Here is a 13,641-nt window from a genome sequence, read left to right on the forward strand (position 1 = left end):
GTCTCCAGCGAGGGGAAATGCGCGACAGGTTAACACACCCCGTCGCGCAAAGGATTACTCGTGATGTTCCGGTGAGGAGATGAGTACCGGGTTCAGGCAGCTTTCATAATACTTCTCAATTTCTTCCATCCGCTGGCGATGGCGCTGGTAGCGGCGGATCGCCAGCACGCCGTGCCAGGACATGCAGCCGAGCATCGCCAGCAGCAGCAGCGTCGTGCCGAGATAGCGCCACAGCCCTGAGCGATCGGGAATGCGGTGCAGATTGATATGCTGCGTGCCGTTGGCATCGATATAGAGATTGGTGACGATGCCCTCGGCGTGGAAAGGCGTATGCATCAGCATTGCGGCCAGCCGCTGCAGCTCGCCCCACTGCTCGTGGGCAGGGTAATCATACAGGCTGACGGTTGGCCACGGCTGATTGACCAGATCGCTGCCCTCATCGCTGGCGATTAAAAAACCGCCGGGAGCCGGGCTGTTCAGCGCCTGCGCCGCGCGCGACGTTTCGCGGATCACGAACGGCGCCGTGGAGGTGGTCACCAGGTTTTCCAGCGACTCGGCGCTGACCGGGCGTAGCAGCACGTTGATGCCGTCCAGTTTGCCCGAGCTGGCGCGTTTGGTCAGGGCATCCCAGCTGCGCGTATTGCCAAGGTTGACCAGCGCATTCTTCAGGCGTGTGCAGTCATCTTGTGCCGAGCACAGGCTATTGGTTTTGATAACGATATCGCCAAAATCATCCAGCAGCACCATTCCCGATTTCTGAATGGCCGAGCGCAGCGCCGGGCTAACGCGTGAATCGTCGTCCGGGTCAGGATGCAGCTGGCGCTGGACGGACTGCATCAGCGCGGTGGCTTTGCCGACGATGTCGGACTCCGGCAGCGGCAGGGGAGGGGCATCGTTCCAGACGATTTGCGAGCAGTCAAACGGCATAAACGGCGAGTTCTCTTTTTTTGCCGTCCAGGTATCCGGAGTGTGGATATTGCACATGCCGGTGCCCTTCAGCCGCAGGGTATCGCCGATGCGGACCTGCGACTTCTCTAGCTGAGCAACGGTCGTCGCTTCGATGGTCTGCGCGCCCTTGAGCCACGAAAGCGTGAATTTAAACGGCATATTCAGCGGTACGCTGGCCCACAGCATCACCACCACCAGCAGGGCGCCGGCGGCGATAATGGCGCTGCGTAGCCAGTACTGGAGCGGGAAGTGCCTGACCTCATCGTGTAGCGACAGGAAGCGTCCCTGGCGCGCGACGTGACGGCTGAGGTAGATATCGACATCCGTTTGCTGGCCGAGATCCTGGGCAATCCAGGGCTGCCAGTGGCGGGGATAGATAAGGTCGATGATCCCGAGGGAGATATTATTGATGTGCTCCTGATCGTTTTCACCAAACAGACCCCAGCGTTTTGGCATTCCCCGCAGGCAGTGGATCTCCCGCAGCGCGTTTTTACGCGGCGGAGCATAGATTCCCCACAGGCCAGCGAGCAGCAGCAGGAGCCCGCCGCCGAGCAGCCAGGGCGTGAAAACGTAGGGGCTGATCAGGCTGAAGTAAAACAGCAGGAACGCGGCCACTATCAGTACCGCCTCGCGCAGACCATCGGGGCGGCTAAGCGCGTGCTCTTCGGCGGTCTCCTGGCGAATATTCAGCAGCTCTACCTGCTCACTCTCTTCACCGCGGATGGAGGCCTGGGTAGCCGATGCCCTTTCAAGCGCGTAGCCGCGGGCTTCCTGCGGGTAGTCGCTGAGCGCGTGGCCGTTGAGGGCAATAACCAGCGGCAGGCTGTCGGTTGGGATCAGATCGACGCTATTTTCGTCGTTAATGTGCTGTTCCCAAAAAGGCGGCAGGTGAACCTCCACCGAATCAAGGAAGTAGCGCCATTTGTTCGGATCGTCGGTGGTGATGCCATAGCGGGTGATGGCCCGGGTTACCGTAATAACGGTCTCGCTCTGTGCGTTCAGCGTCAGAGAGACCGGCGCAACGCTGGCGCCGGTGGCCGGTATCTTCTGCGCCTGGCTGAGCCCTTCGAGGTACTTTTCTACCGCCCGGCGCTCCTCGGCGGAGAGCTTGCGCGTAGCGGCATCGCTGAAGGCGTGCAGTAAAGGGAGGCGACGACGCCTGGCATGCGCGCGATACCACCACCCGATCAGCAGTGCGCAGAGCAGCAGTGCCGTGAAGAAAATCAGAAAGGTGCCCATGCCCATCCCATCATAGTTATTCTTTTCTTAGCGGTATCGTTGGCTGCCATTAACACTCAAAAGCCATCCTTCAGGATTATGTTACCTGCGATTATGGGCTGGGAAGAGCGAGAAATCCTCGGGTACGCTGGGTACGCTTCGGTTTCTGCGCGCTATCCGCTCAGACTGCCGGCGACACTTACGCCCGACGGGAGAGGCTCGTCGCGTGAGCCTGCTGTTTGCTACCGGCAGATATTGTGTAAGTAAGGGAAAATTTATTGTGCGTTACAGCAGCATACAAGCTTATCAAAAACCTTAAAATGCAGGAATCGGTAAATTCTCAAATACATTTCAACCTATTGACTTTTTTATCTTTATGATTCTCTCATTGAGCGCTAATACGTTGCAACTATGTAAATTAGTGGCGAATTGAATTGCCGAAAGCGTGCTCCATATCGCACAATGACCTCTGTAATCACAGCATAGACCGATGACGATGAGCAAATCATTACAAAAACCCACCATTCTCAATGTTGAAACGGTAGCGCGTTCGCGTCTTTTTAACGTTGAAAGCGTGGATCTGGAATTCAGCAACGGCGTGCGCCGCGTTTATGAACGCATGCGGCCTTCTACGCGTGAAGCCGTGATGATTGTGCCGATTGTCGATGACCATATTATTCTGATTCGCGAATATGCGGTAGGAACGGAGTCCTACGAGTTAGGTTTCTCGAAAGGGCTGATCGATCCGGGTGAAAGCGTGCTGGAAGCGGCCAACCGCGAGCTGAAAGAAGAGGTTGGCTTCGGCGCGCAGAAGCTGACGTTTCTGAAAAAGCTGAGCATGGCGCCGTCCTACTTTTCCAGCAAAATGAATATTCTGGTTGCCGAAGATCTCTATCCTGAGTCGCTGCCTGGTGATGAGCCGGAACCTTTACCGCAGGTGCGCTGGCCGCTTTCCGAGCTAATGACGCTGCTGGACGAAGAAGATTTTAACGAAGCGCGAAACGTCAGCGCGCTGTTCCTGCTGCGCGAATGGCTGCAGGCGCAGGGGCGACTGTAGTCCGAAGACGCCCCTCGAGGCGATTCTGGGCATCGCCCGTACGAATGGATGAAAAAGAAAAAGCGCCCGCAGGCGCTTTTTTTGTCAGAACAGCTCGTGGGTCTCTCCCCCACCGTCGGTGAGGGTTGTCCCCACTTCATGAACCGCCTGCCGGGTGGGCTGCGTGCCGTCAATAAAGTACTCCGCACGACTATTGCCGCCGCTGGCCAGCTGGCCGGTGCTGCGATCGATATTCACCGTGACGATGCCAGACGGCGGCGTTAGCGGCTCTTCCGGCACGCCTTCAAGCACTCTCTTCATAAAGTCATCCCAGGCCGGCTGGGCGCTTTTTGCCCCGCCTTCGTAACCGGAGATCTGCTCTTTAATGGCGCCGGAAGCGGTTGTACGGCCCAGATCGCGTCGGTGGTCGTCAAAGCCAATCCATACTGACGTCACGACGCCTGGGCCATAGCCTGAGAACCACGCATCTTTCGAGCTGTTGGTGGTCCCCGTTTTGCCGCCGATATCGTGGCGCTGTAGATCGCGGCCGGCGCGCCAACCGGTTCCCATCCAGCCCGGTTCGCCGAAGATGTTGCTGTTCAGCGCGCTTTTGATCAGGAAGGCCAGCGGCGTATTAATCACGTGCGGCGCGTATTCCGGCGCTCCGCTCTGGGCCACCAGGGCCTGGTTCGCCTGCTCAAGCTGCGGCTGCGGCGGCACTGCCGGGTTTTGCGGATCTTCCGAGGTCGCGACCTCTTCGACGTCTTTATTCTCCAGAACGTTGGACTTCGGCGTATCGCCGTAAATCACCGGGGAGTTGCACTGCGGGCAGGCAACTTTCGGCCGCTCTTCGAAGATGACGCCGCCCTGATCGTTTTCTATCTTGCTGATAAAGAACGGTGTAATGAGGAAACCGCCGTTAGCCATCACCGAGTAGCCGCGGGCAACCTGCAGCGGCGTGAAGGAGGCAGAGCCCAGCGCCAGCGATTCGGTGTGCACGATGTTCTGCGCAGGGAAGCCGAAGCGCTGCAGATATTCCGCTGCGTAATCAACGCCCATCGCGCGCATCGCGCGAACCATCACCACGTTTTTCGACTGTCCCAGTCCCTGACGCAGACGAATGGGGCCCGCGTACTGCGGCGGGGAGTTTTTCGGCTGCCAGTCAGAACCCGCGCCGGCATCCCAGCGGGAAATGGGCACATCGTTGAGCATGCTCGCCAGGGTTAGGCCTTTATCCATCGCCGCGGTGTAGAGGAACGGCTTAATGTTCGACCCCACCTGACGCAAGGCCTGAGTGGCGCGGTTAAACTTGCTCTGGTTAAAGTCGAAGCCGCCGACCAGCGCGATAATGGCGCCATTTTGCGGGTTAATGGAGACCAGCGCCGAGTTCACGTCCGGTACCTGCGACAGCCACCAGCTGCTGCCCACCTGGCGGACCCAGATCTGTTGTCCCGTTTGCACTGCGTCGGTCACTTTGCGCGGCGTAGCGCCCTGCTGAGTATCGGAGATAAAGCGACGAGCCCAGCGAACGCCCTCCATATTCAGCATCACCGAGGTGCCGTCGCCGAGCAGCGCAACGGCTTCCTGCGGATTAGCCGACGTCACGACCGCCGGAGAGAGCGGCCCGGAGCCGGGCTGATTTTTTAAGGTCGCGATGATTTTCTTGTTGTCCCACGGGGTTTCACCCACTTTCCACAGCACCGCTGACGGCCCGCGGTAGCCGTGGCGCATATCGTAGTCCAGCACGTTATTACGTACCGCCTGCTGGGCGGACTGCTGGTTTTTACGGGTGATCGTGGTGTAGACGCGATAGCCGTCTTCATAGGCCTTTTCGCCGTAGCGGTTAACCATCTCCTGACGCACCATCTCGCTGAGGTACGGCGAGGAGAAGGCGATTTCCGGCGCATGGTATCGGGCATCGATCGCTTCCCCGCGCGCCTGGTCGTACTGAGGCTGCGTGATATAGCCTTCGCTCAGCATACGCGCCAGCACCACGTTGCGGCGGGCGGTCGCGCGGTCGAGCGAGTACAGCGGGTTAAAGGTCGACGGCGCCTTCGGCAGACCGGCGATGACGGCCATTTCGCTCAGGCTGAGCTGGTCGACCGATTTACCAAAATAGACCTGCGCCGCGGCGCCAACGCCGTAGGCGCGATAGCCGAGGTAGATTTTATTGACGTACAGCTCAAGGATTTCATCTTTGCTCAGCAGCTGCTCGATGCGGATCGCGAGGAAGGCCTCTTTGATCTTACGCATCAGCGTCTTCTCCGGGCTCAGGAAGAAGTTACGCGCCAGCTGCTGGGTGATGGTACTGGCGCCCTGCGACGCATGGCCAGAGAACATGGCGACGCTGGCCGCACGGAAAATACCGACCGGGTCGACGCCATGATGCTCGTAAAAACGGCTGTCTTCGGTGGCAATAAACGCTTTGAGCAGCTCAGGCGGCATTTGTTGCAGGGTTACGGGAATACGGCGCTTCTCGCCATATTGCGCAATAAGCTCGCCATCCGCGCTGTAGACCTGCATCGGGATCTGCAGGCGCACATCCTTCAGGGTCGCGACGTCGGGGAGCTGTGGCTCAATATATTTATAAAGGCCAAAAATCGAGCCTGCACCCAGCAGAACGCAACAGACTGCAAGGATGAATAGATACTTTACGAACTTCACCGGAGATTTCCCATTTAGTTTTATTTGGGCAGTTTATAAACAAACGCGCGGTAGTATAAAGGCAAGCCTGGTGCATTGATAGAGCTCAACCGTAACGGCGGATAAGGAGATATCACCATGGCTTTCAGGAACTGGCGAATAGGGATGCACATCCAGCAGGATAAGATAGCGATCGTGGCGCTGCGGTTTGAGCGCTCCCGCTGGGCGCTGTGTCGCTGGTGGCATATCGCTCTGGCACCCGGCATCGTCCGGAATGGACAGGTGGCTGACGGCATGGCGCTGGCCGAGCGGCTGCGCGGCTGGCGACGAGAGCTGCCGCTACAGCATCAGGTGAGTATCGCGTTTCCGGCCAGCCGAACGCTGCAAAAAAGAGTCCCGTCTCCCCAGCTCTCTCTGCGTGAAAGCGAGCAGGCGATGTGGGCGGCCAGCGCCATGGCACAGCAGCTGGAAATGCCCGCATCCTCGTTATGCGTCGATTATAGCGCATCCCCGGACGCCAGCGAGTGGCGGGTCACCGCCGCTCAGCGACTCGATATCGACGCGCTGCGCCAGCTTGCCGCGCGGCTAAAGCTCAGGGTGAGCGCCATTGTCCCCGATGCCAGCGCGCTGAGCGCCTTTTTCCCCTGGCTACCGGCGGAACTCTCAGGCCTGGCGTGGCACGATGAAATGCACTGGATATGGGCTTTGCCGGATAGCTGGGGCAGCTGCCCGCGGGCTGAAGTGGCCGCATTTGCTCAGCTCTCTGCGCGATTAAACGCCCGGCAGCTCGGGCTTTGTTCGACCCGGCCTGCCGACGAATGTCGCTTTGATCCGTGGAGCGTGATACATCGCCTGCAGCCTCCGCTCCCCGCCTGCGGCGACGGCTTCGCCGTGGCGCTGGGCCTCGCGCTGGGAGTGCACTGAGCGTGGCGCAGGCTATCAACCTTCTTCCCTGGCGAGCAGCCCGTCGGCGGCAGCGGCTGCGACTTTGGCTACTCTCCGCCGGCGGGCTGCTGCTGGGTCTGCTGCTGGCGCTGTCGGTTTCCCGGGCGTCGCGCGAGGCTGACGACAGGCTCAAAGCGGTGAGAGCAGCTGCCGAAAATCAGCTTTATGCGGCGCTCCAGCAGCGTCAACGCCTGATGCAGGAGCAGCTCCAGCAGCATGAAAAGCAGCGCTTGCGCCACCAGCAGCGGGAGCTGACCCGAGCCTGGCAGCCGCGGCTTCGCAGGATTGCGTCGCTGATGCCGGAACAGGCCTGGCTAACCCGACTGGAGTATCAGCAAAACACCCTGACCCTCAGCGGCCTGACTCTACGGCTGAACGCCTTATCGGCGCTGGAAACCGCGCTGAAGACGGTCGATGGATTTCGGCCGGCCAAAATCGGTGAAACCCGGCGTGATACCGGTGGCCGCTGGCTGTTTAGTTTTTCCCTTGCAGGAGAAAGCCATTATGCGGGCACTTATTGAGCGCGGGATGGCATCACTTTTCCCCCTGCGCGGCGGCTGGCTAACGCTGGCAGTCGCCTTGCCGCTCACCCTCGCCGCCGGTTTATGGCTGATATCTCCGCCGCCGGCGCAGGAAAGCGTTCGCTCGGATCGTCTGCGCCAGCAGTGGCTGAAGCTGCTCCCGCTGCGGGTAGCCCTTGGCCGGGAGGAGGTCGCCGGGCCCGCGGAGCGGGTTTTTTCCCCGCTTCATCTGCCGGTCGATGGGGCGGCGCTAATTGCCTGGAAGCCCGCAGGAAGAGGCGGGGAGATGGTGCTTGAGCTTCGCTGGCCGTCGGTACCGGCGCTGTTTTCCTGGCTGGCAGACTGCGGGATGCGGGTTGCCGCGTTTTCGCTACAGCCGCAGAAGCGGGTGCTGCGGCTGAGCCTGCAGCTGGAGGCCGAAGATGCGGAGTAAATGGTGGCGCCTGGCGCTGCTGCTGTCTGTGCCTCTGCCGCTGGCCGGCGAGGCGCGTGACCCCTTCCAGCCGGCGGAAGATCGCTGTCAGGTGGCGGCGTTGACGCAGTGGCGCTACGGCGGGGCGATAGGCTCCCCGCAGCTGTGGATCGGAATCCTGCAGGACAGCGCGGGAAAGTGGCGTCGGGTGAGGGTAAACGACACCCTCGTGGCCGGCTGGAAGATAAGCCTGCTGACGGCGGAAAAAATCGAAATAACGACGGGGCCGGGATGCGAGCCTCTGCACTGGCGCTGGCTGCGTGAGGAAAAAAAAGATGCGATGGATAAGCCTGTTATTTCTGCTGCCGCTGGCGGCAGCGGCGGCCAGGAAAGAGCCGCCGATCTCTCTGGTGGTCGATGAGGCCCCGGTGGTTCAGGTGCTACAAACGCTGGCGGCGCTGCGGCAGCAGAATCTGGTGGTCGCTTCCGACGTGAGCGGGACGCTCTCGCTGCAGCTGCACAACGTTCCCTGGCAGCAGGCCCTGCGGTCAGTCGTCGATAGCGCCGGGCTGACGTTCAGCCAGCAGGGAACGATTCTGTACGTGCATACTTTGGCGTGGAAAAAAGCACAGCAGGCGCAGCTTGAATCCGATCGCGCAAAGCGAAAACAGAATCTCCCGCTGCAGCGGCATAGCATCGTGCTGCGCTATGCCGATGCGGGCGAGCTGGCGAAGGATGGCGACCGGCTGCTCAGCCCGCGCGGTAGCCTGACCGTCGATAAGCGCACCAACCGGCTGCTGATTCGGGATGACGCTGAGCATCTGACCGCGCTGAAGGCCTGGGCTCTGGAGATGGACCTGCCCGTCGGTCAGGTAGAGCTGGCGGCGCATATTGTCTCAATGAGTGAAACCAGCCTGCGCGAGCTGGGGGTAAAATGGAGCCTGGCTGAAGCCAGCAGCGTGCCGGGTTCAGGCAAGCTCACTGCGCTGGGCAGCCAGCTGGCGGTAGGCAATGCCAGTACGCGCACGGGCTTTAATATCGGGCGCATCAACGGGCGCCTGCTGGCGCTGGAGCTGTCGGCGCTGGAGCAAAAGCAGCAGGTCGACATCATCGCCAGCCCGCGGCTGCTGGCTTCCCATATGCAGCCCGCCAGCATCAAGCAGGGGAGCGAGATACCCTATCAGGTTTCCCGGGGAGAGAACGGCGCAACGTCGGTCGAGTTCAAAGAGGCCGTGCTGGGAATGGAGGTCACGCCAACGGTGCTGCAGCAGAACCGCGTGCGCCTGAAGCTGCGAATCAGTGAAAATACGCCGGGTCAGGTGCTGCAGCAGGAAAATGGCGAGGTGCTGGCGATCGATAAGCAGGAAATTGAAACCCAGGTTGAGGTGAACAGCGGTGAAACCCTGGCGCTGGGAGGGATTTTTTCACAAAAAAACAAATCTGCCCGCGACAGTATTCCGCTACTCGGCGATATTCCTCTGCTGGGTCATCTGTTTCGCCGGGACGGGAAAGATAATGAGCGACGCGAACTGGTTGTCTTCATTACCCCACGGATTCTGGCAGTGCATTAGGCGTTTTTCTTGCTAAACACGTTTCAGGTGTTTGACGTGAGGACGGATTTAGCATACAAGGGGTACCGATTTGAGAGTCGGGTTCGGCATCAATCCTCCCTTTTTGTCCGGTGATTTATTCTCATAATCGTTCAAGACGTATTGAGGCGGTAAGCAAGTTCACCCCCAGAAACATAGCTAGCTATGCACCTGGAGGCGAATAAGTGCAGCCAACGGTGAGGTAGTTTGAATAATGAAGCGTATATTCAGTTGCCAAACCTGCCGGAGTATTGAGATAATTTTTAGTCTGACTCTCGCTCTATTGCATATGAGGTTTCAGTTCATGTCCTGCTGCGCTGGGTATTCGCGAAGCGGGTTTATCATTAACGAATAGTCTTAGTAGTACCGAAAAAATGGCAGAGAAACGCAATATCTTTCTGGTTGGGCCTATGGGTGCCGGCAAAAGCACTATTGGGCGCCAGTTAGCCCAACAGCTCAACATGGAATTTTACGATTCCGATCAAGAGATTGAGAAACGCACCGGCGCTGACGTTGGCTGGGTCTTCGATGTTGAAGGCGAAGACGGCTTCCGCGATCGTGAAGAAAAAATCATCAATGAATTGACGGAAAAACAGGGAATTGTGCTGGCAACAGGCGGCGGCTCTGTAAAATCCCGTGAAACGCGTAACCGTCTCTCCGCCCGCGGCGTGGTGGTCTACCTGGAAACAACGATCGAAAAACAGCTTGCCCGTACGCAGCGCGATAAAAAGCGTCCTCTATTACAGGTTGAAGCGCCGCCTCGCGAAGTGCTTGAAGCGTTGGCAGACGAGCGCAACCCGCTGTATGAAGAGATTGCTGACGTCACTATTCGTACTGACGATCAGAGTGCGAAAGTGGTGGCAAACCAGATTATTCATATGCTGGAAAGCAATTGATTCTGGCTTAATAAAGTGCGTCAGAGTAAAAGCAACTGAGGTGGACGTCGCGTTATGGAGAGGCTTACTGTAACTCTCGGGGAACGTAGTTACCCGATTACCATCGCGGCTGGTTTGTTTAACGATCCAGCTTCCTTTCAGCCACTGCAATCAGGCGACCAGGTTATGCTGGTCACCAATGAAACGCTGGCGCCGCTTTATCTGGATAACGTTCGTTCCGTTCTGGAGCAGGCGGGTGTTAAGGTAGACAGTGTTATTTTACCCGACGGCGAGCAGTACAAAAGCCTGACGGTGATGGATACGGTCTTCACCGCTTTGTTGCAAAAACCGCACGGCCGTGACACCACACTGGTAGCACTCGGCGGCGGCGTGGTCGGTGATTTAACCGGCTTTGCTGCGGCTAGCTATCAGCGCGGTGTGCGTTTTATTCAGGTTCCAACCACCCTGCTGTCGCAGGTGGATTCTTCGGTCGGTGGTAAAACTGCCGTCAATCATCCTCTCGGTAAAAATATGATTGGTGCCTTCTGGCAGCCAGTTTCTGTCGTTGTCGATCTCAACTGTCTTAAGACGTTGCCGGCGCGCGAACTGTCTTCCGGCCTGGCTGAAGTCATTAAGTACGGCGTCATCCTTGACGGTGAATTCTTCGACTGGCTGGAAAACAACATCGATGCGCTGATGGCGCTGGATGAAAAAGCAATGGCGTACTGTATTCGCCGCTGCTGTGAGCTGAAAGCCGAAGTTGTTGCCGCCGACGAGCGTGAAACCGGGTTACGTGCTTTACTGAATCTTGGACATACTTTTGGTCATGCTATCGAGGCCGAAATGGGCTACGGTAACTGGCTGCACGGCGAGGCTGTCGCTGCCGGTATGGTCATGGCTGCGCGTACGTCCGAACGATTAGGGCAGTTCAGCGCGCAGGATACGCAGCGTCTTATTACGCTGCTGCAGCGTGCGGGTCTGCCGGTCAGTGGGCCGCAGGAGATGACCGCGCAGGCGTATCTGCCCCACATGATGCGTGATAAAAAGGTGCTGGCAGGCGAAATGCGGCTGGTGCTACCGCTCGCTATAGGGAAAAGCGAGGTTCGCGGCGGAGTGTCGCACGATGTAGTTCTTGGCGCGATTGCTGATACTGAGCAGGCGCAACAATAAGAAGGTCTAGCCGCGTCCGCGCGGCGTTATCATTTCAGGTGACATGCAATAGTCGTGAGCATAAGCCTTTTAGTGGGGTGTTAAATGGATGAATTAAAACCAGAAGACGATTTGAAAGCCGATCGCAACGATCGTCGTGCTGGTCGTTCCCGTCAGTCTTCCGAGCGCGATAGCGATCCGCAGATCAATTTTGATGATGTCGATCTTGATGCGGACGAGAGCCGTCCGACGCGCGCCAGTAAAGCACGCCGTGAGCGCGATGAAGAAGAGTATGAAGAAGACCTGGAGTCTGAAGAAGACGAGGTCGAAGAGCAGCAGGTTGAGCGCCGTCCGCGTAAGCGTAAGAAAGCGCCAGCGAAGCCTGCCTCTCGCCAGTACATTATGATGGGGGTGGGGATCCTCGTGCTGCTGCTGCTGATTGTCGGCATCGGTTCTGCACTGAAGTCGCCGTCTTCCTCGAACGAACAAGCGGCGACAGGTGAGAAGAGTATCAATCTGTCAGACGCGCAGGACAACAGCGCTCAGCCTGCCACGCAGGACCAGACCGCGGGTAACGCCCAGCAGCAGGACGTTTCTCTGCCGCCAATTGCGTCTAACCCAACCCAGGGCCAGACTACCGCTGAGCCGCAGGGACAGCAGCGCGTCGAGGTTCAGGGCGATCTGAACAACGCCCTGACTCAGCAGCAGGGCCAGATTGACAGCGCCGTAGCAAGCTCGACGTTACCGACCGAACCTGCAACCGTCGCCCCGATGCGCAACGGTACGGCTCCGCGTCAGGCAACCACCGAGCGCCAGACGCAGACCGCAGCCGCCGCACCGCGTCCGGCCGAGCGTAAGCACACCGTTATTGAGCCGAAGCCGATGGCTACCGCGAAAGCACCGGTTGAGTCGAAGCCGGCACAGCCGAAGCGTGTTGAAAGCACTGCCGCTGCGGCACCGGTGAAAACGCCTGCCGTCGAGCCTGCTAAGCCTGCCGCTACTGCCCAGGCTAAGCCGACTCCGGCCGCCGCGCCTGCTGCAACCGCTACTGCTACTGCTGCAGCGACCGCTGCTCCAGCGGCGACAGCGGCCGCTTCTGCTGGCAAAACTGCCGGTGACGTAGGCTCGATGAAAGCCGCTCCGTCCGGCAACTACACCCTGCAGCTCAGCTCTTCCTCCAACTACAACAATCTGAGTAGCTGGGCGAAGAAAGAGAAGCTGGATAAGTACGTCGTCTATGAGACTACCCGTAACGGTCAGCCCTGGTATGTGCTGGTCAGCGGCATTTACGCTTCGAAAGATGAAGCTAAACGCGCTGTAGCGACTCTGCCAGCGGACGTGCAGGCGAAAAACCCGTGGGCAAAACCGCTGCATCAGGTCCAGGCTGACCTGAAGTAAGCTGCGGCGTAGTCTTAAGCGCAGGGTGCTGTCGGAGCTTTCTCCACAGCCGGAGAATGTGTAATTATTTAGGCAGCATGAAAAAGAATCGCGCTTTTCTGAAATGGGCGGGGGGGAAATACCCCCTGCTTGACGATATAAAAAAACATTTGCCGCAGGGCGACTGTCTGATTGAGCCCTTTGTGGGCGCCGGGTCGGTATTTCTTAATACCGACTTTTCTCGTTATATCCTCGCGGACATCAACAGCGATCTGATTAGCCTTTACAACATCGTCAAATCGCAGACGGATGATTATGTTGCCGCGGCGCAGGAGATGTTTACGCCTGAGAATAACGTGGCGGAGAGATACTACCAGTTCCGGGCTGAATTCAATCAAAGCCAGGACCCGCTTCGTCGTGCGGTGCTGTTCCTGTATCTGAATCGCCATGGCTACAACGGACTGTGTCGCTACAACCTGCGCGGTGAGTTCAACGTGCCTTTTGGCCGCTATAAGAAGCCCTACTTCCCCGAAGCTGAACTGTATCATTTTGCGCAGAAGGCGCAGAATGCCTACTTCTACTGCGAGTCGTACGCCGACAGCATGGCGCGAGCCGACGGGACTTCAGTGGTCTACTGCGACCCGCCGTACGCGCCTTTGTCTGCTACCGCGAACTTTACGGCGTACCATACGAGCAGCTTTAATTCCGAACAGCAGGCCCATCTGGCGCAGCTGGCGGAGAATCTGTTCGAGCAGCGGGTTCCGGTTCTGATTTCTAACCACGATACCGCGCTTACCCGCGAATGGTATCGTCTGGCTAAACTGCACGTCGTCAAAGTTCGACGCAGTATCAGCAGCAACGGTGGTACCCGAAAGAAGGTGGACGAGCTACTTGCTCTTTACCGTCCGCCGAAGACTAAATAATTTTC

Annotated in this window: 12 protein-coding genes; 10 read left to right on the plus strand and 2 right to left on the minus strand. The window is 58.4% G+C overall.

Annotated features, from left to right (window positions below; translation table 11 throughout):
- Positions 1 to 54: 54 nt before the first annotated feature.
- Positions 55 to 2,187, minus strand: a complete 2,133-nt coding sequence (locus HCK03_RS01680; RefSeq protein ID WP_167691067.1) for an intracellular growth attenuator family protein — start codon at positions 2,185 to 2,187, stop codon at positions 55 to 57.
- 475 nt (positions 2,188 to 2,662) lie between these two features.
- Between HCK03_RS01680 and nudE the strand changes: the two genes are divergently transcribed.
- On the plus strand, positions 2,663 to 3,223 hold the full coding sequence (nudE, locus tag HCK03_RS01685) for an ADP compounds hydrolase NudE (protein WP_041147478.1): 561 nt from the start codon (positions 2,663 to 2,665) through the stop codon (positions 3,221 to 3,223).
- Positions 3,224 to 3,307: 84 nt separating this feature from the next.
- Here nudE and mrcA read toward each other — a convergent pair whose 3' ends face one another.
- A complete protein-coding gene (mrcA, locus tag HCK03_RS01690) occupies positions 3,308 to 5,866 on the minus strand; it encodes a peptidoglycan glycosyltransferase/peptidoglycan DD-transpeptidase MrcA (protein WP_041143008.1) in 2,559 nt (852 codons plus the stop codon).
- Between the two features lie 117 nt (positions 5,867 to 5,983).
- Here mrcA and HCK03_RS01695 point away from each other — a divergent pair, with 117 nt between their 5' ends.
- The 9 genes from HCK03_RS01695 to dam all read left to right on the plus strand — a co-directional run bounded on the left by HCK03_RS01695 (position 5,984) and on the right by dam (position 13,636).
- A complete protein-coding gene (locus HCK03_RS01695; protein ID WP_167691068.1) occupies positions 5,984 to 6,769 on the plus strand; it encodes a type IV pilus biogenesis protein PilM in 786 nt (261 codons plus the stop codon).
- Positions 6,770 to 6,771: 2 nt separating this feature from the next.
- Positions 6,772 to 7,311, plus strand: coding sequence for a PilN domain-containing protein (locus HCK03_RS01700; protein ID WP_167691069.1), 540 nt, complete (start codon positions 6,772 to 6,774; stop codon positions 7,309 to 7,311).
- A complete protein-coding gene (locus tag HCK03_RS01705) occupies positions 7,295 to 7,744 on the plus strand; it encodes a HofO family protein (protein ID WP_227544390.1) in 450 nt (149 codons plus the stop codon). The genes HCK03_RS01700 and HCK03_RS01705 overlap by 17 nt, the downstream gene beginning before the upstream one ends.
- Positions 7,734 to 8,144, plus strand: a complete 411-nt coding sequence (locus tag HCK03_RS01710) for a HofP DNA utilization family protein (RefSeq protein WP_167691070.1) — start codon at positions 7,734 to 7,736, stop codon at positions 8,142 to 8,144. The genes HCK03_RS01705 and HCK03_RS01710 overlap by 11 nt, the downstream gene beginning before the upstream one ends.
- Positions 8,059 to 9,294, plus strand: a complete 1,236-nt coding sequence (gene hofQ, locus HCK03_RS01715) for a DNA uptake porin HofQ (protein WP_115191752.1) — start codon at positions 8,059 to 8,061, stop codon at positions 9,292 to 9,294. The genes HCK03_RS01710 and hofQ overlap by 86 nt, the downstream gene beginning before the upstream one ends.
- A gap of 392 nt (positions 9,295 to 9,686) precedes the next feature.
- Positions 9,687 to 10,208, plus strand: coding sequence for a shikimate kinase AroK (gene aroK, locus HCK03_RS01720; protein WP_004868452.1), 522 nt, complete (start codon positions 9,687 to 9,689; stop codon positions 10,206 to 10,208).
- A gap of 54 nt (positions 10,209 to 10,262) precedes the next feature.
- Positions 10,263 to 11,357: a 3-dehydroquinate synthase gene (gene aroB, locus HCK03_RS01725; protein ID WP_041143002.1), complete on the plus strand. Its 1,095-nt coding sequence runs from the start codon at positions 10,263 to 10,265 to the stop codon at positions 11,355 to 11,357.
- A gap of 84 nt (positions 11,358 to 11,441) precedes the next feature.
- Positions 11,442 to 12,734 carry a cell division protein DamX gene (gene damX / locus HCK03_RS01730; protein ID WP_167691071.1) on the plus strand — a complete coding sequence of 431 codons (1,293 nt, stop codon included), beginning with the start codon at positions 11,442 to 11,444 and terminating at the stop codon, positions 12,732 to 12,734.
- 77 nt (positions 12,735 to 12,811) lie between these two features.
- A complete protein-coding gene (gene dam, locus HCK03_RS01735; protein ID WP_041143000.1) occupies positions 12,812 to 13,636 on the plus strand; it encodes an adenine-specific DNA-methyltransferase in 825 nt (274 codons plus the stop codon).
- The last annotated feature ends 5 nt before the right edge of the window (positions 13,637 to 13,641 follow it).

The organism is Klebsiella terrigena, assembly GCF_012029655.1.
Classification (GTDB): domain Bacteria; phylum Pseudomonadota; class Gammaproteobacteria; order Enterobacterales; family Enterobacteriaceae; genus Klebsiella; species Klebsiella terrigena.